This window comes from Pseudomonas sp. 02C 26 (assembly GCF_002843585.1).
In the GTDB taxonomy this organism is placed as follows: Bacteria; Pseudomonadota; Gammaproteobacteria; order Pseudomonadales; family Pseudomonadaceae; genus Aquipseudomonas; species Aquipseudomonas shirazensis.
In genome coordinates this window covers 2,327,430-2,347,333 of the sequence record NZ_CP025262.1, presented here as the reverse complement: position 1 = coordinate 2,347,333, position 19,904 = coordinate 2,327,430, and the positions used below count along the sequence as shown (strand labels likewise).

Below are 19,904 nucleotides of genomic sequence, written 5' to 3'. Positions count from 1 at the left end.
AGCAATCTATCACGTTGCAGGCCATTTATTGTGAATCGCCAAGCAATGCATCATGGCTCATACGTAAGAGGAGCTCATCATGAAAGCCGTTATCACAATTTTTGCCCTTCTCAGCTCAGTGGCTACCACCGTTGCCTACGCCGACCAGGGCAATCAACAACCAGTACCCGCAGCGGTTGAGCAATACCACTACGGCATGCCGTTGGACGTTGCCAAGGTGATTTCCATTACCCCGGCAAGCGACATCGAAGACTGCAAGGTGGGCACCGCGCGGATGGCCTATCTGGACCAGCAAGGCCAGCGCCACGACATCAGCTTCCGCGAGATGGGTAACTGCTCGCAGATGTAATCGATCAGGCCCCGGCCAGCAGTTGAGTAATCCACTCGACCTGCTTGCTGAACAGCCGGGCCTTGGCCTGCGGCACCTCTTGCGCATGCTCGAAGTGCGCCAGGGTCTGCTGGCGCTGACGCAGCACGCGGCGCCACTTGCCCAGAAACGCCTCGCTGCGCTGCTCCATCAAGCGCGGGCCAAACAATAGCTGCTGCGGCGTGTAGACCACGTCAGCAGCCGGCACGGCAACGATGATCTCGTAGTCGAAGCGGTTCTCGCGCAGGACCTCTTCATGCTCGATGCGGTAACCGTTGTTCATCAGCCAGGTGCGCAGCTCCTGCTCGCCACCGTTGGGCTGCATGATCAACCGCTCGCTGCCAGCCAGGTGATTCTTGCCGCGCTCGAATATCTCGCACATGGTCTCGCCGCCCATACCGCACAGGCTGACCACATCGATCCGGTCACTCGCTTCGATCGCCGCCAGACCATCCGCCAGGCGCACGGCGATACGCTGCTCCAGGCCATTTTTACGCACCTTGCGCTGCGCCGAGTGAAACGGCGTCTGCGCCACTTCGCCAGCCACGGCAAACTCGATAGCCCCGCGCAGCATCAACGCCACCGGCAGGTAACCGTGGTCCGAGCCAATATCCGCCAGCCGCGCTGATGCCGGCACGTTCGCCGCGACCCGTTCCAGGCGCTGCGACAGTGTGTGTTCGTTCAAGCCCTGTTCCTTCTGCATAACCGAGGCTGTGCGCTCGGCCAAATGGCCGCGATTCTGACCGGCAATGCCTACTATTTCAATTTCAATGGCCCAGCGGCGGCTCGACCGGCCCGGCTCGCTCACGTAGGCTTGCGCCTTTCCTCCCGTGCTAGGCATCTATTCCCATGGCAAATGCAGACATCACCTTCATTCCAGACCCAGACCCGGAGTCGATCTCGTCCGACGTGACCGGCTTCGGCAATTTGCTGGTGAGCACGCAGATCCCGACCCGGGCAGACGGCAGCCTGGAGCTGGGCGGGATTGTCGAGCAAAGCGAATGCACTCTGCAGGCGCTGAAAACTGCCCTGGAGCGCGCTGGCAGTTCCATGGACCGTGTGCTGCACTTGACCATCTACCTCACCGACATGGCCGACCGGCCTGCATTCAACGAGGTCTACCAGCGCTTCTTCAGCCAGCCATGGCCGGTCCGGGCCGCCGTTGGCGTGGCCGCACTGGCAGTGGAAGGCATGCGCGTCGAAGTAACCGCAATGGCCGCCAAAGCCTGACGCGATCCCCCTGTAGGAGCGGCCTTGTGTCGCGAAAGGGGCGCGGAGCGGCCCCGGCGATTTTGCGGCGTGGCGCAGATCCTGGGGCCGCTACGCAGCCCTTTCGCGACACTAGGCCGCTCCTACGGAGACCGCGTGAACCGCACATTTATCACCGCTTCAAGCAGCAGGAAGCCCCATGCGTCGCCATTTCACCGTTCTACTGCCAACCCTCGGCCTGTGCAGCCTGGCCCATGCCGAGCCTGCAACCACCTTCAACCTGCTCGAGCCGGTGGTAGTCACGGGCACCTATGCACCCAACCAGAGCTTCGACCTGCCCTACTCCATCGACACCGTGAAGCGCGCGCAGATCGCTGATGGCCAGTTGGGGGTCAATTTGTCCGAGGCGCTCAATCGCGTGCCCGGGCTGGTGGTGCAGAACCGTCAGAACTACGCCCAGGACCTGCAGATATCTTCTCGCGGGTATGGCGCTAGATCGGCATTTGGCATTCGCGGGATCAAGCTGCTCAGCGATGGAATCCCGGCAAGTACGCCCGATGGCCAGGGCCAGGCAGCCTCGCTCAACCTCGATGTGGCCGAGCGCATCGAAGTGCTGCGCGGCCCTGCGTCGGCGATCTACGGCAGCAATGCCGGCGGCGTGATCCAGATGTTCTCCCGCGATGGCGCCGGGGCGCCCAAAGTCGGCGTCGACACCACCTTTGGCAGCGATGGCTTCAACAAGAACCATGTCTACGGCGAGGGTGGCAATGACTATGCCGGGTTCGTCCTCGATGCTTCTCGCTTGGACACCGATGGCTACCGCGACCACAGTGCGGCCCGGCGCGACCAGACCTTTGCCAAGGTGCATGTACGCCCCGATGAAGACAGCCGCCTGGCACTGATCTTCAGCACTTTGGAGCAGAACGGCACGCAGGACCCGCTGGGGCAGACCTGGCAAGGTTACAAGGCTGATCCGCGCTCGGTGAGCAGCCGCGCCGAAGAATACAACACGCGCAAAAGCATCCATCACCAGCAAGTGGGGATGAATTACGAGCGTTATTTCGGTGACGCGACCTTGCAGTTCAATCTGTATGCGGGCAAGCGCAGTGTGATTCAGTATCTGTCTATCCCCCGAGGCACAGCGCCCAACAACCGCGGCGGTGGCGTGGTCGATTTCGACCGGGAGTTCCACGGTGGCACCTTGCGCTGGATTCAACCGATCGAAGTCGCCTACGGTGCCCTGACCCTCACTGCCGGCGCTGACTACGACCGCAGCACGGACGACCGCCGCGGCTTCCAGAACTTCAGCGGCGACACGCTGGGCGTCAAAGGTGAACTGCGTCGCGACGAGAAGGACACCGCCACCAGCCTCGACCCTTATCTACAAGCCCACTGGGAACTCGACCGCTGGACCGTGGACGCTGGCGTGCGCCGCAGCAGCATGGAAATGGAGGTCAACGACAAGTACCTGGCCAATGGCGATTCCAGCGGCTCGAAAAAGTATCAACGCACCACGCCGACACTGTCGGTGATGTACGCCTTCACCCCTGAGCTGCACGGCTACGTCAGCGCTGGCAAGGCGTTCGAGACCCCGACGCAGGCCGAGATGGCCTACGCGCCAGGTGCCGTGGAAGGCTTCAACTTCGGCCTCAAACCCGCGACCAGCACCCAATACGAGATCGGCCTTAAAGCCCGTCCAGACGAGCGCACCCGGATCAACCTGGCGCTGTTCGAGATTCAGACCGAAGACGAAGTGGTGGTATTTGCTTCAAGCAACGGTCGCACCAGTTACCAAAACGCCGGCCAGACACTGCGACGCGGCCTGGAGCTTGGTGTGCAACGGGAGCTGAGCGAACACTGGCAGGCCAACGTCGCCTACACGCTGCTTGATGCAACCTATGACGAATCCGTCAGCCAAGGCAGCAGCACCATCGAGAAAGGCAATAATTTGCCTGGCGTACCGCGCAGCAGTCTCTTTGCCGAGCTCGTGTGGAAACTGCATCCAGGGATCAGCATGGGCCTTGAGGGCCAATATCGCAGCAAAGTCTACGTTGAGGACAGCAATCAACAGACCGCTGCGCCGGCCTATACCGTATTCAACTGGCGCACCCGATTCGAGCAAACCCTTGGCCCATGGACCTTCCATCAACTGCTGCGGTTGGACAACCTGACCGATCGCCAATACGTCGGTTCGGTGATTGTCGGCGATGGAAACCAGCGCTACTACGAAGCAGCCCCCGGTCGCTCCTGGTACGCCGGCGCCGGCATGGAATACCATTTCTGACCCCTGCCCCGGCTGCAGCAGCCTCGATCCAGGCCGCTGCAGCCGGAGTCAGCCTCAACCAAGCACTCGATCGATAGTCAACGGGAACTCACGCATCCGCTTACCAGTAGCGTGATAAACCGCATTGGCCACCGCCGCCGGCACCCCGACGATACCGATCTCACCGACGCCCTTGGAGCCGAGGGCGTTGACGATCTCGTCCGGTTCGTCCACGAACAGCACGTCGATGTCGGCGAAATCCGCCTGTACCGGAATGTGGTACTCCGCCAGGTTGTGGTTCATGTAGCGGCCCAGCTCATGGTCGATCAAGGTCTCTTCATGCAGCGCCATGCTGACGCCCCAGACCACTCCGCCGAGAATCTGGCTGCGGGCCATCTTCGGATTGATCACCCGCCCCGCTGCAATCGCACTGACCACCCGGCCAAGACGCACCGTACCGAGCTCCTCATCGACCCGCACCTCAACGAATACCGCTGAGTGCGTTGCCGTTGCATAGCCGTCACGGCGGGCATCGGGCTCGCACACCACCTTCGCCTCCAGGCCACTGCGCGGCAGTATCTCGCCCAGCGGATAACGGCGGCGACCAACGTGCAGCTCACCCTCACTGATAACCATGTCCTCAGCCGGATGACCGGCCAGCTCCGGATAACAGCTACGCGCCGCCATCAGCAGTTTGCCACGCAGCACTTCACAGGCCTGGCGCACCGCTGAACCGACCGACGACACGGTGAACGAGCCCCCCTGCAACGGTGCGGTCGGCAGCGCCGAATCCCCCAGCAGAAAGGTCACCTCAGCCGGCGCCATGCCCATCGCGTCGGCGGCGATCTGGGTCATCACGGTATAGGTGCCGGTGCCGATATCGGTGGTCGCGCTGCTCACCACCAACTGGCCGTGGGCATCGAGGCGCGCACGGGCGCTGGCTTTCATCTGCATCGCCTCCCAGACACCACCGGCCATGCCCCAGCCGATCAGTTCGTGGCCTTCGCGCATGCTGCGTGGCTGCGGGTTGCGGGCGGCCCAGCCAAAGCGTTCAGCGCCTTGGCTGTAGCAGTCCAGCAGAGCTTTGCTGGAATACGGTTTGCCTTCGTTGCCGTTGCTCTCGGCAAAGTTCTGCCGGCGCAACTCTACCGGGTCCATGCCCAGTTCCACCGCCAGCTCGTCCATCGCACATTCCAGGCCAATCAAGCCCAGCGCCGCGCCAGGCGCACGCATGTCCAGCGGCGTGTAGACATCCAGCGGCACCAGGCGGTAGTCCATGGCCACGTTGTCACACTGGTAGAGCATGCCGCTCCACTCGACCACGTGCTCGCTGAAGTCTTCGAAGCGCGAGGTCTGGCCGGTAGCGGCGTGATGGATCGCCTGCAGCTTGCCCTGCGCGTCAGCGGCCAGGCGCAACTGCTGCACAGTGCGTGGGCGGTAGCCGAAGGTGAACATTTGCTGGCGCGTCAGGGTGACGCGCACTGAGCGCTGCAGTTGCAGCGCCGCCATCACGGCCAGTGGCAACTGATACTGCGGGCGCAAACCAGAGCCGAACGCGCCGCCGACATAGGCCGCGAATACTCGCAGTTTCTCCTTGGGCAGGCCGAACACGCTGTGCAGATAATCACGGCAATTCTGCGTGCCTTGGGTCTTGTCGTGGACTTCCAGATTGCCGCCTGGGTGGTAGATGACCGTGGACGCGTGCGGCTCCATCGGGTTGTGATGCTCGATCGGGGTGCTGTAAGTAGCATCGACCCGCACCTGTGCAGCGTCATAGGCTTGCTGGAAGTCGCCGCGGGGTTTGGGAAGCTCAGCCGGCGCGGGATGGGCCTGCCCGGCGAGCAGATCGGTCTGATGGGCGTCGGTTTCGTATTCGATGCGCACCAGCGTGCCGGCATGCCGGGCCAGTTCGAGGTTGTCGGCGACGACCAGTGCCAGCGGCTGACCGCTGTAGAGCACACGGTCGTTGTATAGCGGGCGAAACGGCGAGCCATCGGCCGAATCAGCGTCTTCGTACTGCTCGTCTTCGCCCGCCAGCTTTGGCCGGTTCTGATGGTGCAGCACCGCCACCACGCCTGGCAGGCGCAATGCTGCCTCGCAGTCGATATGACGCACGCGGCCGCGGGCGATGGTGCTCGAGACCACGCTGCCGTGGAGCAAATCAGGGGTGGGGTATTCGGCCGCGTAACGGGCCTGACCGGTGACCTTGGCCGGGCCGTCGACGCGATCCATGGGCTGGCCGCTAACGGGTTTCAAGGTATTCATCAGGCAACTCCTGTTGCGGCAGCTTCAGTGAAGGCGCGGACGATGGCCGCGTGGGCCAGCTTGATCTTGAAGGCGTTGTGCGCCAGTGGCTGGGCATCAGCCAGGAGCATGTCCGCCGCAGCGGCGAAGCTCTCGCCGGTGGCAGCGCGGCCCTGCAGCATCTGCTCCACCGCTGGGTTGCGCCAAGGCTTGTGGGCGACGCCGCCAAGCGCCAGCCGGGCGCTGACGATCTTGTCGCCGTCCAGTTCCAGCGCGGCAGCAACCGAGACCAGCGCAAACGCATAGGAGGCCCGATCACGCACCTTGAGGTAGTGGCTGTGCAGGCTGAACTGCGGCGCCGGCAGCTCGATGGCGGTGATCAGTTCATCGTCGGCCAGTTGGTTGTCGCGCTGCGGGCTGTCACCCGGCAGGCGGTGGAAGTCGGCAAAGTCGATCTGGCGCACGCCAGCCTTGCCCTGCACATGTACCCGCGCCTCAAGCGCTGCCAGCGCCACACACATGTCCGAGGGGTGCACCGCAACGCAGCTGTCACTGGCGCCGAGAATCGCATGGATGCGGTTGAGGCCATCACGGGCTGGGCAGCCCGAGCCAGGTTCGCGCTTGTTGCACGGCGTGCCGGCGTCATAGAAGTAGTAGCACCGGGTGCGCTGCAGCAGGTTGCCACCAGTGCTGGCCATGTTACGCAACTGCGGCGAAGCACCAGCCAGGATCGCCTGGCTGAGCAGCGGATAGGCCTGTTCGACGAGGGGATGCCAGGCCAGCTCGGCGTTGCTTACCAGCGCACCGACCAGCAGCCCGCCCGCCTCGGTTTCGCTCACTTGGTCCAGCGGCAGGCCGGTGATGTCGATCAGGTGTTCGGGCTGGTCGAGGTTTTCCTTCATCAGGTCGAGCAGGTTGGTGCCGCCAGCGATAAACCGCGCCTGTGGGCCGGTCAGGGCCAAAGCGGCGTCGATGCTGGTGGGCTTGCTGTACTGGAACGGAGTCATGGCCGCGGCCCTCCATGAATCAACGGCAAGGTCGCTTCCACGGCATCGAGAATATTGCTGTAGGCACCGCAGCGGCACAGGTTGCCACTCATGGCTTCCTTGATTTCGTCACGGCTGCGCGCGCGGCCTTCGTTGGCCATGCCCAGCGCCGAGCAGATCTGCCCGGGGGTGCAGTAGCCGCACTGGAAGGCATCATGCTCGATGAAGGCTTGTTGCAGCGGGTGCAGGCTGTCGCCGTCTGCGACCCCTTCGATGGTGGTCAGCTGGTCGCCATCGCACATGATCGCCAGGGTCAGGCAGGCGTTGACCCGGCGGCCATTGCGCAGCACCGTGCAGGCACCGCACTGGCCGTGGTCGCAGCCTTTCTTGGTACCGGTCAGGTCGAGCTGCTCGCGCAGCAGGTCAAGCAAGGTGGTCCAGGGCTGCACCTGCAGCTGCCGGGGCGTACCGTTCAAGGTCAGGCTGATGGCCTGGCCGCTAGGGTCGGTCGGGGTGTCGCTCATGGTCGGGGCCTCATCACGGTCGGTCGGGCTATGTTTTCAAGTACGACCGGGTGGCAAGCGCAGGCGTTCAAGCTAATTGACCAGTACCGACTCACCATCGGGCAGCGCGCAGGTGCCGCGTGAGCGTTTCACCGTTACAATGCCCGCCTAAACCGTGACAGCCCGAAAAAATAAAGCCATGTCCTTGCCCAAGAATCACCTGGAACTGCTCAGCCCTGCCCGCGACGTGGCGATTGCCCGCGAAGCCATCCTGCACGGCGCTGACGCCATCTATATCGGCGGCCCGAGCTTCGGCGCGCGGCACAACGCCTGCAACGAAGTCAGCGAGATCGCCGAACTGGTCGAGTTCGCCCGGCGCTACCATGCGCGGGTGTTCACCACCATCAACACCATCCTCCATGACAACGAGCTGGAGCCAGCGCGCAAGCTGATCCATCAGCTGTACGATGCCGGCGTCGATGCGTTGATCGTGCAGGACCTTGGGGTGATGGAGCTGGACATCCCGCCGATCGAGCTGCACGCCAGCACCCAGACCGACATCCGCACCCTGGCTCGGGCGCGTTTCCTCGATCAGGCCGGCTTCTCCCAGCTGGTGCTGGCGCGTGAACTCAACCTGCAAGAGATCCGCGCGATTGCCAGCGAAACCGATGCGGCCATCGAGTTCTTCATCCATGGCGCGCTGTGCGTGGCGTTCTCCGGCCAGTGCAATATCTCCCAGGCGCAGACCGGGCGCAGTGCCAACCGTGGCGACTGCTCGCAGGCCTGCCGCCTGCCGTACACGCTCAAGGATGATCAGGGCCGAGTAGTAGCGTTCGAGAAGCACCTGCTGTCGATGAAAGACAACAACCAGACCGCCAACCTCAGCGATCTGGTCGATGCCGGCGTGCGCTCGTTCAAGATCGAGGGCCGCTACAAGGACATGGGCTATGTGAAGAACATCACTGCCCATTACCGCAAAGAGCTCGATGCGATTCTGGAGAACCGCCCCGAGCTGGCGCGTGCTTCCAGTGGCCGCACCGAACACTTCTTCATGCCCGACCCGGACAAGACCTTCCACCGCGGCAGCACTGACTACTTCGTCAGCGACCGCAAGATCGACATCGGCGCGTTCGACTCGCCCACCTTCACCGGCCTGCCGGTAGGCGTGGTGGAAAAGGTCGGCAAGCGTGACATGCAGGTGGTCACCGAGGTGCCATTGAGCAACGGTGACGGCCTCAACGTGCTGGTCAAGCGCGAAGTGGTGGGTTTCCGCGCCAACATCGCCGAGCTCAAGGGCGAGTTCGAGGAAGACGGTGCACCGCGCTACCGTTACCGGGTCGAGCCCAACGAGATGCCGGATGGCATGTACCGGCTCAAGCCGAACCATCCGCTGTCGCGCAACCTCGATCACAACTGGCAGCAGGCCTTGCAGCGCACCTCCGCGGAGCGCAGGGTCGGCGTGGCCTGGCAGGCGCAACTGAGCGAGCAGCGTCTGCAGCTGACCGCCACCAGTGAAGAAGGCATCAGCGTCAGCGTCGCCCTCGACGGCCCGTTTGGCCCGGCCAACAAGCCGCAACAGGCGCTCGATCAACTGCATGACCTGCTCGGCCAACTGGGCACCACCCAGTACCACGCCAGCGCTATCGAGCTGGATGCACCGCAGGCGTTCTTCATCCCCAACTCGCAGCTCAAGGCTCTGCGCCGTGAGGCCATCGAGGCGCTGACCGCAGCACGGATCGCTGCCCACCCACGCGGTGCACGCAAGGCCGAAAGCAGCCCGCCGCCGGTGTATCCGGAATCGCACCTGTCGTTCCTGGCCAACGTCTACAACGAGAAGGCCCGGGCGTTTTATCACCGCCACGGTGTGCAGTTGATCGACGCCGCCTACGAGGCTCACGAAGAGCTGGGCGAAGTGCCGGTGATGATCACCAAGCACTGTTTGCGGTTCTCCTTCAACCTGTGCCCGAAACAGGCCAAAGGCGTGACCGGCGTACGCACCAAGGTCGCACCGATGCAGTTGATTCAGGGCGACGAAGTGCTGACCTTGAAGTTCGATTGCAAGCCGTGTGAGATGCATGTTGTCGGCAAGATGCGCTCGCACATCATCGACCTGCCTTCGCCAGGCAGTGGCGGCGTGCAGCAGGTGGTTGGGCATATCAGCCCGGAAGACCTGCTCAAGACGATCATCCGCGCTCCGCACTGATCGGCCTGCCGCAGCGTTTTGTCAGCGCTGCGGCTCGCTGGGCAATGACCCCAAGGATTGCAGCCAAAACCTGGTACGTTAGTACGCAAAATATTTCTGTAAACGAGAATTGTTTCCAGATATGATCCCGCGCACCTTCCCCCTGCCAGGATCGTATCGTCCATGCGTCGTGCGTTCGTTTCCCTTTGTCTGCTCAATGTTATCTCCCCTGTGGCTTTGGCTGATGCCGACCCGGCCCAAACGGTCGAGCTGCAAGCCGTCAACATCGATGCCGCCAGCGAGCGCGAACGCGCCGATGGCCCTGTGATCGGCTACCGCGCCACCCGCTCGGCCAGCGCTACCCGCACCGACACCGCCCTGCACGAGACTCCGCAGTCAGTCAGCGTGGTGCCCAAGGACGTGCTCGAAGACACTGGCGCAACCCGCCTGCAGGACGCGCTGGACTACGCCGGCGGCGTGGGCCGGGCCAACAACTTCGGCGGCCAGGGCCTGACCACCGTCACCGTGCGCGGTTTCACCACGGGCGAGTACTATCGCAACGGCTTCCCGATCAATCGCGGCTACCCCAACGCGCCGGACGCCAACACCGTCGAGCGCCTGGAAGTACTGCGCGGCCCGGCCAGCAGCCTGTATGGCCGAGGCGATCCCGGCGGCACCTTCAACGTTGTCAGCAAACAGCCGCTGCCCGAATCCAAGGTGACCTTGGGCAGCCAGTTCGATGACCAGGGCATGCACCGGGCAACGCTGGACGCTACTGGTCCACTCAGCGAAGACGGCAGCCTGGCCTATCGCCTGAACGTATTGGGCGAAGGCGGCGAGAGCTTCCGCGATGACGTTGACAGCGAACGCTATGACGTCGCCCCGGTACTCAGCTGGCAGGCCAACGACAGCACCAAGATCGTCTTCGAAGGCGATTTCATGCGCAACAACCACCCGCTCGACCGTGGTTTGACCCGCTATGACACCCAGCGCGGCAGCGCCTCGCGTGACACCAACGTCTGGGAGAAAGGCAGCGACAACCTGCTGCACAACGACAACAACATGGCCCAGCTGCGCTTTGAGCATCTGCTCAATGACAATTGGACCTTGGCTGGCGGTATGCAGTGGCTGGATGGGAGTTTGAAAGGGAATGCCGTCGAAGCCAACAGCCTGCAAGCTGATGGCCGTACCCTTGGTCGCAACTTCAACTATCGCAAGCTGGAATGGACCGACCGTGACTACCAGCTCAACCTGACCGGCCACTTCGAAACCGCAGGCTTCGCTCACACGCTGCTGACCGGTGTCGAGTACGAAGACTATGATTACAAGTCGATCATCCAGCGCTCCGCCAACGGCTCTGGCGCCTACCCGATCGATATCTACAATCCAGTCCTCGGCCAGCCACGCCCTGCTCTGACCCGCACCACCACGCATGACAAGGAAAATCTCAAGACCTGGTCGGCCTTCGTGCAAGATCAAGTCGCCCTGACCGAGCGTTTCAAGGTGCTGGCTGGTGTGAGGCTCGAGCGCTTCGAGCACGAGTACGAAAACTACCTGCCAGGCACCACTGGCTGGGACGCAGCGGACAACGCCGTCACCCCGCGCCTGGGTGCGATCTACGACCTGACCGAAACTGTCGCCGTGTATGCCAACACCGCACGCTCGTTCAAACCAAACAGCGGCGCGAGCATGCAAGGCAACGGCTTCGACCCTGAAAAGGGCAAATCCTACGAACTGGGCGTCAAGTGGGAGCCACTGGATCGCCAGCTAAGCGTCGACGCGGCGATCTACCACATCGTCAAAGAGAACGTGCTGACCCGCGACCCAGCTGATCCTACCGGCACCTTCAGCGTCGCCGCCGGGGAAGTACGCAGCCGTGGCCTGGATATCAACGTGGCCGGCAACCTGACCCCTGAGTGGCGGGTAATCGGCGGCTACGCTTACGTGGATGCTGAAGTCACCAAGGACAACACCCTGCCTACCGGCACCCGCCTGGCCAACATCCCGCGCAACAGCTTCAGCCTGCTCAACACCTACGAATTCCAGGACGGCCTGGCCAAAGGTTTCGGCATGGGCATGGGCGTCAAATACGTGGATGACCGCCAGGGTCAGACGGCCGCCAGCACCTACACCATGGAGCAATACACCGTGGTCGACCTGCTGAGCTTCTATCAGTTGAACGAGCATGTGCGGCTGAATCTGGATGTGCGCAACGTGTTCAATAAAGGCTATGACGAAGGCGCGTTCAACCGCTACGCCTACCCAGGTGAGCCACGCACTGTGCAGGCCGGGGTTGCCTACACCTTCTGACGTTGATCAACCGCGCCCTGGCAGGCGCGGTGCCAAGCGTGCCAGCAGGCTGGCACGCCTTCTAGCAATTACAAACCCTTCTCCCGCGCCTCACGCAGGCGCCGCTCGATTTCTGCGGTCTGCTCATCCAGCTCCTTGATCGAAGTGGGCGTAATCACCTTGTCGATCGTTTCGGTGTCCGGGTCCGGCCGCTCCAGCGGTTTGCCCTCTACGCGCTGGCCTTGCTGGGCCTGCTCGGAGGACAGTGGACGTGGCACCTTGTCGCCGGTGTGTTGCGGGTCGTGGTCGGTCATGGCGTGCTCCTTGAGATATCTACCTGTACTTCAGCAGATCGCACGCTGGCGCAAAAGTTTGATTGGGCCAAGGGTGAACGCACATTGGCGAACACTGCACGCAGCAGGCAACCAATCGGTTGCTCGGCAAGAAACACCTGCTCCAGGCACTGCTCGGCAGCCTCAAGGTGGCTGTGCAGGCGATGGCGCGTCTGGGTTTCGCCGCACAAGGCAAACAGTGTCGACTTGCCGGCGTCCTTGCCCAGGTCCTTGCCGGTGTCCGGGTCACAATCGCGCAGATCATCCTGCAGCTGGAACGCCTGGCCCAGCTCGCTGGCAAAGCGCTGCAAAGGCTGCCGCACGCCTTCATGGGCATGGCCGAGCAGGCAGGCCATGTCCATGATCGCGGCAAACAGCACGCCGGTCTTGAGCTGATTGGTCTCGGTGATCTGCTCGGCACTGCGCACTGTTGCACCGTCACGCAGGTCTTGCAGTTGGCCTTTGACCAGGCCGTGGGCACCGATGGTTTGCGACATGATCGCGATCAGGCGATTGCGCTGCTCCGGCTCGACCGTGTGGAGCGCCGCCACCACGCCAAAGGCGCGCGACAGCAAGGCAATGGCGGCAAGGATGGCCACGTCCTCGCCAAACGCCAGGTGCAGCGTGGGCCGGCCACGACGCAGCGCGGCGTTGTCCATGCACGGCAAGTCATCGAGCACCAGCGAGGCGGCGTGCACCATCTCGATCGCACAGCCCAGATCCAGCGCTGCCGCTTTACAACCACCTAAGCTCTCGGCAGTCAGCAGCAACAGCAACGGGCGCAGGCGTTTGCCCGGCGCAAGGGCGCTTTCGCGCATGGCGGCGGCGAGCAGATCGCGTTCGTGACCGACCTCTGGCAGCAGCTCGCTGAGGCGGCTGTCCAGCTCTGCTCGCAGGCGAGCAAGGTAAACAGCGAAGTCGGCGTCAGTGGCCGAGGTTGTGCGTGCGATAGTGGTCATCCTGGCCTCTTCGGTGGTGCGGTCTTGGCCGCGAGTTGACGGAACGACTATCAGGGGCCGTTGCCAGAACTGTACTGTTTCCCAGCATAGCTGTACAAAGCTACTAGCGTTGTACAAGGTAAGGCCATGATTTTCACCCAATGATTCACTGGCAGCGGAGCCGGAATGAAAAAAAGCGTGTTGAGCCAGCGCAAGGACGATCATCTTGACATCGTATTGGGCGCAGATAAAACCATCGCGCATGCCGATGCCGGCTGGGCCGCTGTCCGTTTCGAGCACTGCGCCCTGCCTGAACTGTGCCTCGACAGCATCGACCTGAGCAGCTCTTTGCTGGGTATGCCATTACGTGCGCCGCTGCTGATCAGCTCGATGACCGGTGGCGCCGAGCGCGCCACACGCATCAACCGCCATCTGGCCGAGGCTGCGCAGGCGCTGGGGATTGCCATGGGTGTAGGCTCGCAGCGGGTCAGCCTGCGCAGCGCCGACGACCAGGGCCTGACCCGCGAGCTACGCCGGCTGGCCCCGGATATTCCGCTGTTGGCCAACCTTGGCGCGGCGCAACTGCGCGAAGCCGACGGCCTGGATCTGGCCCGGCGCGCCGTCGAAATGCTCGAAGCCAGCGCCTTGATCATCCACCTCAACCCGCTGCAGGAAGCAGTGCAGCCCGAAGGTGACCGCGACTGGCGCGGCGTGCTGGCGCAGATCTCGGCGCTGACTGCAGCGCTGCCGGTGCCGGTGATCATCAAGGAAGTCGGCGCCGGGATCTCGCCAAGCGTGGCCCGCGACCTGCTCGAAGCCGGTGTGCAGGTGATCGACGTGGCCGGCACCGGCGGCACCAGCTGGGCAGCGGTTGAAGCCGAGCGTGCCAGCAACCACGCCGATCGCGCTGTGGCCATGGCTTTCGCGGACTGGGGCATTCCGACGCCGCTGTGTCTGCAGACATTGCGCCGGGCCTTGCCCAACAGCGTTCTGATTGCCTCCGGCGGTATTCGTGACGGCATCGATGCGGCCAAGGCGATCCGCCTTGGCGCTGATCTGGTCGGTCAGGCTGCCGGCGTGTTGCAGGCTGCCACCGAGTCCACCGAGGCGGTGGTCGAGCACTTCGAGATCATCATTCGTCAGCTGCGGGTCGCGTGCTTCTGCACCGGCTCGCGTGACCTGGCAGCGCTGCGTCGGGCGCGCTTGCTGGCGGCCGGGCTGGACCTGTCATGAGTCACTTTGCGGTGGTTGCCCCGCCCTACCCCAGCCATTTCCAGGCCTTGCAGGCGCTGGCCGGGGAGCTGGTCGAGCGCGGCCACCGCGTGAGTTTTTTTCACCAACCTGCCGCGCAGCGCTGGCTCAGCGACCCACGCATCGGCTTTGTCGCGGTAGGCCACGGGCGGCTTGCCGACGACCACCTTGAACAGACCTTGCGCCTGGCCGCCATCCCCAGTGGGCCGATGCATCTGCGCCGTTTGATCGACCAGTTGGCGAGCACCAGCGCGATGCTCTGCGCCTGCCTGCCCGAGGCGCTCGCTGCGCAGCAGGTGGATGCCATGCTGTGTGACCAGATGGAACCGGCCGGGGCGCTGGCGGCGGAAGTGGCGGGTATTCCCTGGATATCCATCGCCTGCGCGCTGCCGATCAACCGCGAACCCGGCATACCCTTGCCGGTGATGCCGTTCGACTACGGCCAAAGCCGCTTCAAGCGGCGCCTGTACCGCGGCAGCACCGAGGTCTTCGACTGGTTGATGCAGCCACTGGGGCGCGTGCTGCGCCAGGCCTGCCGCGAGCATGGCCTGGTCGAGCGTGAGGGTTTGCATGACTGGCTGTCGCCGCTGGCGCAAATCAGCCAGACCGTGCCCAGCTTTGATTTTCCGCGCCAGGCGTTGCCGGCGCACTTTCATGCAGTCGGACCGCTGCGGGTGGCGGCGCAGCAGGACGCCGCCGACTGGCCCCTGGACCCGGCGCGGCCACTGGTGTTTGCCAGCCTGGGCACCCTGCAGGGCCATCGCTTCGAGTTGTTCAGCAAGATCAGCCAGGCCTGCCAGGCGCTGGATGTGCAGCTGCTGATCGCCCACTGCGGCGGCCTCGATCACGCTCAGCAAGCGCAGTTGCTGCAACAGGGCGCTACCTTCGTGACCGACTTCGCGCCCCAGCAATGGGCGGTGCGCCGTGCCGATGTGGTCATCAGCCATGGCGGCCTGAACACCGTGCTGGATGCCATTGCCGCAGCCACGCCGCTGTTGGTCATGCCGATTGCATTCGATCAACCGGGCGTGGCGGCGCGGGTTGCCTATCATCGTCTGGGCGTGGCGCTGTCGCGGCGGGCCAGTGTCAGTGCCATCCGCAGCGCGCTCGCCCACCTGCTGCGCGAACCGCTGCCCAGGTTGACTGCGCTGCAACGCGAACTGGCCACGGCCGGTGGCGCGGCCAAGGCAGCGGACATCGTCGAGGCAGCGTTGCGCAGCCACCAACCGGTACTGGCAGAGAACTCACCATGCATTACGACCTGATCCTCGCCGGTGGCGGCCTGGCCAATGGCCTGATCGCCTGGCGCCTGAGCCAACTACGGCCTGAGCTGAAACTGCTGTGCCTGGAGCGTGCTGCCAACCTTGGCGGCAACCATACCTGGTCGTTCCATGATGCCGACCTCACGCCCGCCCAGCAGCGTTGGCTGGAGCCGTTGGTGGTCAAGCGCTGGCCGGCCTACCACGTGCACTTTCCGCACTTGTCGCGGCGTCTGGCCAGTGGCTATGCGAGCATCACCAGCGAGCGCTTTGCCGAGGTCATCACCCAGGCCCTGGGGCCGGCCCTGCGTACCGGCTGCGAGATCACCTCGCTTGCGCCGGAGCAGGTCACCCTGGCCAGCGGCGAAGTGCTGCAGGCGCGGGTCACCATCGATGGCCGTGGCGCCGAGGCCAGCCCGCACCGGGTGCTTGGCCGCCAGGCGTTTCTCGGCCAGGTGCTGCGGCTTGAGCAGCCCCACGGTTTGCAAACACCGATCCTGATGGATGCCCGAGTCGCCCAGGGCAACGGTTACCGCTTTGTCTACGTGTTGCCGTTCAGCGCCGATACCCTGCTGATCGAGGACACCCACTACGTCGACCACAGCCCGCCAGTTACAGCGCAGTTGCGCAGCAATATCGACGACTACGTGCTTCAGCACGGCTGGCATGTCGCCGAGTGCCTGCGCGAAGAGCAAGGCGACTTGCCGATCACCCTGGCAGAAGACTTTCCGGCCTGGTGGGCGCAGCAGCATGGGCAGGTCTCATCAGGGCTGCGCGCCGGGCTGTGCCACTGTACGACCGGCTATTCGCTGCCGGAGGCCGTGCGCCTAGCGGACTGGCTCGCAACGCAGCCGTTCGACAGCAGCGCGCAGCTGCACCGGGCCATGGGCAGCTATCTGGCGCAGCGCTGGCGCGGCCAGGGCTTTTATCGGCTGCTCAATCGCATGCTGTTCCTGGCTGGTAGCGCGCAGCAGCGCTGGCAGGTCATGCAGCGCTTCTACCGCTTGCCGGAAAGCTTGATCGCACGTTTTTATGCAGGCCAAAGCTCTGCGGCTGATCGTCTGCGCATTCTTTCGGGCAAACCGCCAGTCCCCGTCGGCCAGGCGCTACGGGCGGCGTTGCGCCATTCTCCACAGCATTTCAAGGAGCAGTCATGACCCAAGGCAAAACCGCGCTGGTGATTGGTGCCGGCCTCGGCGGCCTGGCATTGGCCATTCGCCTGCAAGCGGCCGGGATTCACACCACGTTGCTGGAGCGTCGCGACTTGCCGGGCGGGCGTGCCTACGTCTACCACGACCAGGGCTTTACCTTTGACGCCGGCCCCACGGTGATCACCGACCCGACCGCGATCGAAGCGCTGTTCGAGCTGGCCGGCAAGCCGATGGCCGACTACGTCGAGCTGCTGCCGGTCGCGCCGTTCTACCGGCTGTGCTGGGAAGACGGCACGCAGTTCGACTACAGCAACGATCAAGCCGAGCTCGAGCAGCAGATCCACGCCATGGAGCCGGCCGATGTCGCCGGCTATCAGAGCTTTTTGAAGTACTCCCGAGCAGTCCTCGAAGAGGGCTATATCAAGCTTGGTGCGGTGCCGTTCCTGACCTTCCGCGACATGCTCCATGCCGGCCCGCAACTGGCCCGTTTGCAGGCCTGGCGCAGTGTCTACAGCATGGTCGGTCAGTACATCCGCAACCCGCAGTTGCGCCAGGTGTTCTCCTTCCACGCCCTGCTGGTGGGCGGCAATCCATTCGCCACTTCGGCCATCTACACCTTGATCCACGCCCTGGAGCGTGAGTGGGGCGTGTGGTTTGCCAAAGGCGGCACCGGCGCGCTGGTCGAGGGCATGGCGCGGCTGTTCACCGACCTCGGTGGCACCCTCGAGCTGAACGCCGACGTGGTCAGCTTCGATACCCAGGGCGACCGCCTGATCGGTGCGCGCAGCCGCGACGGCCGCCACTGGACGGCCGATGCGATCGCCTCCAACGCCGACGTGGTGCATACCTACGCCGACCTGCTCGGCGCGCACCGGCGCGGCCAGTCCGAAGCACGCCGGTTGAAAAGCAAGCGTTTCAGCAACTCGTTGTTCGTTGTGCATTTCGGCCTCAAGCGCCGGCAGCCGCAGCTGCGTCACCATACTGTGTGCTTCGGCCCGCGCTATCGTGAGCTGGTGCAGGAAATCTTCAACGGCCCCAATCTGCCGGAAGACTTCTCGCTGTATCTGCACTCGCCCTGCGCGACCGACCCGGACATGGCGCCGGACGGTTGCTCCAGCCATTACGTGCTTGCGCCAGTGCCGCATTTGGGCAATGCGCCGGTCGACTGGGCGGTCGAAGGCCCACGCTATCAGGAGAAAATCCTCGATTACCTCGAGCGCTATTACATCCCTGGGCTGCGCGAAGACCTAGTCACTTGCCGCAGCTTCACCCCGGTAGATTTTCGTGACGAACTCAACGCCCACCTGGGCTCGGCGTTCTCGCTGGAGCCGGTGTTGACCCAGAGTGCCTGGTTCCGCCCGCATAACCGTGATGCGCAGGTGAGCAACCTCTACCTAGTCGGCGCCGGCACCCACCCAGGCGCTGGCGTGCCGGGCGTGATCGGCTCGGCCAAGGCCACCGCAGGCTTGATGCTCGAGGATCTGCAGCGATGAGTGGCGACGAGCAACTGCTCGCCCACGCCGAACACAGCATCGCCGTCGGCTCGAAAAGCTTCGCCGCAGCCTCGCGCCTGTTCGATCCGGTCACCCGCCGCAGCGCAGTGCTGTTGTACGCCTGGTGCCGCCACTGCGACGACGTGATCGACGGCCAGCAAGCCGGCCATCAGGCTAGCGTGCTGGAAACTGAGGAAGCCCGCCTGCGTTTGGCCGGCCTGTATCAGCAAACCGCAGCTGCCTGCGCCGATCAGCCGGTCACCGACCCCGCCTTTGCTGCACTGCGCGAAGTTGCCCGGCGCCATGGCGTACCGCAGGCAGAGGCGTTCGACCTGCTGGCGGGGTTTGAGCAGGACGTTGCCGGCCAGCGCTACCAGACGCTAGAGCAAACACTGGGTTATTGCTACCACGTGGCTGGCGTGGTCGGCCTGATGATGGCGCGGGTCATGGGCGTGCGCGATGACGCCGTGCTCGACCGCGCCTGCGACCTTGGCCTGGCCATGCAACTGACCAATATTGCCCGGGATATCGTCGATGATGCCAAGGTTGGCCGCTGCTATCTGCCGCAAGCCTGGCTGGACGAGTTTGCGATCACTGCCGAACAGCTTGCCGAACCACGCCACCGTACTGCCGTGGCGCGCATGGGCACACGTCTGGTGGAGCAGGCAGAGCCCTACTATGCCAGCGCCCAGGCCGGTTTGAGCGCCCTGCCCTGGCGTTCAGCCTGGGCTGTGGCAACAGCGGGCTCGGTGTATCGGCGCATCGGCCTGAAGATTCTGGCGGCGGGTGATGCCGCCTGGGACGGGCGCCTGTCGACCAGCAAGGGGGAGAAACTCGCCGCCGTTGCCAGTGGCCTGTGGCAGGCCCTCAGCCGCGGCTGGCGTCGCTATCCGCCACGGGCGCTGCAGCTTTGGCAGCGTCCACTCGCTGCTCGCGCAACGGTCCACCGTGACGCGCACGCAGCTGCGCCTTCAACTGCTCAACCGTAGGCGAGTAGAGAAAACCAAACGACACACAGCCGTCCTTGCCCTGCACCGCATGGTGCATCAGGTGAGCCTGGTACAGGCGCTTGAGGTAGCCATGGCGCGGCACGATCCGCAGCGGCCAGCGCCGGTGCACCAGGCCGTCATGGGCGATGAAGTAGAGCAGGCCATAGCCGGTCATGCCGGCACCGATCCACTGCAGTGGATACCAGCCGGCAGTGCCCAACGCGATCAGGGTGATGGCCAACCCGGCAAACACTACGGCGTACAGGTCGTTCTTTTCGAACACACCGTGGCGTGGCTCGTGATGCGAGCGGTGCCAGCCCCAGCCAAAGCCATGCATGATGTACTTGTGGGCCAGATAGGCAACGCCTTCCATGGCGGCAAGGGTGATCAGAAACGTCAGCAGACTGGTGAACATGGCGCGGCATCTCCTGGCAATGCCTGTGAGCAT

Annotated in this window: 16 protein-coding genes and 1 pseudogene; 10 read left to right on the top strand and 7 right to left on the bottom strand. The window is 63.9% G+C overall.

Translation table 11 applies throughout. From position 1 onward, the window contains the following. Positions 1-79 precede the first annotated feature (79 nt). A complete protein-coding gene (locus CXQ80_RS10595) occupies positions 80-349 on the top strand; it encodes a DUF2790 domain-containing protein (protein WP_101319160.1) in 270 nt (89 codons plus the stop codon). A gap of 4 nt (positions 350-353) precedes the next feature. On the opposite strand, the gene CXQ80_RS10590 is transcribed toward CXQ80_RS10595, so the two are convergent. Continuing rightward, positions 354-1,052 (bottom strand): class I SAM-dependent methyltransferase, encoded by a 699-nt coding sequence (locus CXQ80_RS10590; protein ID WP_101323010.1) that lies wholly within the window; start codon positions 1,050-1,052, stop codon positions 354-356. Positions 1,053-1,216: 164 nt separating this feature from the next. Between CXQ80_RS10590 and CXQ80_RS10585 the strand changes: the two genes are divergently transcribed. After that, entirely contained in the window at positions 1,217-1,597 is a 381-nt protein-coding gene (locus CXQ80_RS10585) for a RidA family protein (RefSeq protein WP_101319158.1), read from the top strand. A 178-nt stretch (positions 1,598-1,775) separates the two neighbouring features. Then, positions 1,776-3,860: a TonB-dependent receptor gene (locus CXQ80_RS10580; RefSeq protein ID WP_101319156.1), complete on the top strand. Its 2,085-nt coding sequence runs from the start codon at positions 1,776-1,778 to the stop codon at positions 3,858-3,860. Positions 3,861-3,914: 54 nt separating this feature from the next. Here CXQ80_RS10580 and CXQ80_RS10575 read toward each other — a convergent pair whose 3' ends face one another. Genes CXQ80_RS10575 through CXQ80_RS10565 form a run of 3 tightly spaced genes read right to left on the bottom strand, consistent with a single transcriptional unit; the run spans position 3,915 to position 7,593 of the window. After that, positions 3,915-6,104 (bottom strand): xanthine dehydrogenase family protein molybdopterin-binding subunit, encoded by a 2,190-nt coding sequence (locus CXQ80_RS10575; RefSeq protein ID WP_101319154.1) that lies wholly within the window; start codon positions 6,102-6,104, stop codon positions 3,915-3,917. Next, positions 6,104-7,090, bottom strand: coding sequence for a xanthine dehydrogenase family protein subunit M (locus CXQ80_RS10570; RefSeq protein WP_101319152.1), 987 nt, complete (start codon positions 7,088-7,090; stop codon positions 6,104-6,106). Before CXQ80_RS10570 ends, CXQ80_RS10575 begins: the two co-directional genes overlap by 1 nt. After that, positions 7,087-7,593 (bottom strand): (2Fe-2S)-binding protein, encoded by a 507-nt coding sequence (locus tag CXQ80_RS10565; protein WP_101319150.1) that lies wholly within the window; start codon positions 7,591-7,593, stop codon positions 7,087-7,089. The genes CXQ80_RS10570 and CXQ80_RS10565 overlap by 4 nt, the downstream gene beginning before the upstream one ends. Positions 7,594-7,771: 178 nt before the next feature. Between CXQ80_RS10565 and CXQ80_RS10560 the strand changes: the two genes are divergently transcribed. Both CXQ80_RS10560 and CXQ80_RS10555 read left to right on the top strand, forming a co-directional pair. Beyond that, positions 7,772-9,775 (top strand): U32 family peptidase, encoded by a 2,004-nt coding sequence (locus tag CXQ80_RS10560; RefSeq protein ID WP_101319148.1) that lies wholly within the window; start codon positions 7,772-7,774, stop codon positions 9,773-9,775. A gap of 162 nt (positions 9,776-9,937) precedes the next feature. After that, positions 9,938-12,064 (top strand): TonB-dependent siderophore receptor, encoded by a 2,127-nt coding sequence (locus CXQ80_RS10555; RefSeq protein ID WP_101319146.1) that lies wholly within the window; start codon positions 9,938-9,940, stop codon positions 12,062-12,064. A gap of 68 nt (positions 12,065-12,132) precedes the next feature. Here CXQ80_RS10555 and CXQ80_RS10550 read toward each other — a convergent pair whose 3' ends face one another. Both CXQ80_RS10550 and CXQ80_RS10545 read right to left on the bottom strand, forming a co-directional pair. Further along, entirely contained in the window at positions 12,133-12,357 is a 225-nt protein-coding gene (locus CXQ80_RS10550; RefSeq protein ID WP_101319144.1) for a hypothetical protein, read from the bottom strand. After that, positions 12,354-13,334 (bottom strand): polyprenyl synthetase family protein, encoded by a 981-nt coding sequence (locus tag CXQ80_RS10545; RefSeq protein WP_101319142.1) that lies wholly within the window; start codon positions 13,332-13,334, stop codon positions 12,354-12,356. Before CXQ80_RS10545 ends, CXQ80_RS10550 begins: the two co-directional genes overlap by 4 nt. Positions 13,335-13,499: 165 nt before the next feature. Between CXQ80_RS10545 and fni the strand changes: the two genes are divergently transcribed. The 5 genes and pseudogenes from fni to CXQ80_RS10520 form a co-directional block, all read left to right on the top strand. Next, on the top strand, positions 13,500-14,546 hold the full coding sequence (fni, locus tag CXQ80_RS10540; RefSeq protein WP_101319140.1) for a type 2 isopentenyl-diphosphate Delta-isomerase: 1,047 nt from the start codon (positions 13,500-13,502) through the stop codon (positions 14,544-14,546). Continuing rightward, the gene (locus tag CXQ80_RS10535; RefSeq protein ID WP_101319138.1) at positions 14,543-15,829 is read left to right on the top strand and encodes a glycosyltransferase; all 1,287 of its coding nucleotides are present in this window, start codon (positions 14,543-14,545) and stop codon (positions 15,827-15,829) included. The genes fni and CXQ80_RS10535 overlap by 4 nt, the downstream gene beginning before the upstream one ends. Then, a complete protein-coding gene (crtY, locus tag CXQ80_RS10530) occupies positions 15,814-16,980 on the top strand; it encodes a lycopene beta-cyclase CrtY (RefSeq protein ID WP_101319136.1) in 1,167 nt (388 codons plus the stop codon). Before CXQ80_RS10535 ends, crtY begins: the two co-directional genes overlap by 16 nt. Further along, positions 16,977-18,467: a phytoene desaturase gene (locus tag CXQ80_RS10525; protein WP_101319134.1), complete on the top strand. Its 1,491-nt coding sequence runs from the start codon at positions 16,977-16,979 to the stop codon at positions 18,465-18,467. Before crtY ends, CXQ80_RS10525 begins: the two co-directional genes overlap by 4 nt. Then, positions 18,464-19,390, top strand: a pseudogene (locus tag CXQ80_RS10520) (phytoene/squalene synthase family protein); the annotation flags it as partial. The gene CXQ80_RS10525 and the pseudogene CXQ80_RS10520, both read left to right, overlap by 4 nt. Here the strand turns inward: CXQ80_RS10520 and CXQ80_RS10515 are convergent. After that, positions 19,335-19,871: a sterol desaturase family protein gene (locus tag CXQ80_RS10515; RefSeq protein ID WP_101319132.1), complete on the bottom strand. Its 537-nt coding sequence runs from the start codon at positions 19,869-19,871 to the stop codon at positions 19,335-19,337. The pseudogene CXQ80_RS10520 and the gene CXQ80_RS10515 sit on opposite strands and share 56 nt — an antisense overlap. Positions 19,872-19,904 lie beyond the last annotated feature (33 nt).

Coding starts and splice junctions, on each gene's coding strand:
- CXQ80_RS10545 (WP_101319142.1), bottom strand. CDS start 13,334: ATGACCACTATCGCACGCACAACCTCGGCCACTGACGCCGACTTCGCT.
- CXQ80_RS10535 (WP_101319138.1), top strand. CDS start 14,543: ATGAGTCACTTTGCGGTGGTTGCCCCGCCCTACCCCAGCCATTTCCAG.
- CXQ80_RS10515 (WP_101319132.1), bottom strand. CDS start 19,871: ATGTTCACCAGTCTGCTGACGTTTCTGATCACCCTTGCCGCCATGGAA.
- crtY (WP_101319136.1), top strand. CDS start 15,814: ATGCATTACGACCTGATCCTCGCCGGTGGCGGCCTGGCCAATGGCCTG.
- CXQ80_RS10585 (WP_101319158.1), top strand. CDS start 1,217: ATGGCAAATGCAGACATCACCTTCATTCCAGACCCAGACCCGGAGTCG.
- CXQ80_RS10575 (WP_101319154.1), bottom strand. CDS start 6,104: ATGAATACCTTGAAACCCGTTAGCGGCCAGCCCATGGATCGCGTCGAC.
- CXQ80_RS10595 (WP_101319160.1), top strand. CDS start 80: ATGAAAGCCGTTATCACAATTTTTGCCCTTCTCAGCTCAGTGGCTACC.
- CXQ80_RS10525 (WP_101319134.1), top strand. CDS start 16,977: ATGACCCAAGGCAAAACCGCGCTGGTGATTGGTGCCGGCCTCGGCGGC.
- CXQ80_RS10565 (WP_101319150.1), bottom strand. CDS start 7,593: ATGAGCGACACCCCGACCGACCCTAGCGGCCAGGCCATCAGCCTGACC.
- CXQ80_RS10560 (WP_101319148.1), top strand. CDS start 7,772: ATGTCCTTGCCCAAGAATCACCTGGAACTGCTCAGCCCTGCCCGCGAC.
- CXQ80_RS10580 (WP_101319156.1), top strand. CDS start 1,776: ATGCGTCGCCATTTCACCGTTCTACTGCCAACCCTCGGCCTGTGCAGC.
- CXQ80_RS10570 (WP_101319152.1), bottom strand. CDS start 7,090: ATGACTCCGTTCCAGTACAGCAAGCCCACCAGCATCGACGCCGCTTTG.
- CXQ80_RS10550 (WP_101319144.1), bottom strand. CDS start 12,357: ATGACCGACCACGACCCGCAACACACCGGCGACAAGGTGCCACGTCCA.
- CXQ80_RS10555 (WP_101319146.1), top strand. CDS start 9,938: ATGCGTCGTGCGTTCGTTTCCCTTTGTCTGCTCAATGTTATCTCCCCT.
- fni (WP_101319140.1), top strand. CDS start 13,500: ATGAAAAAAAGCGTGTTGAGCCAGCGCAAGGACGATCATCTTGACATC.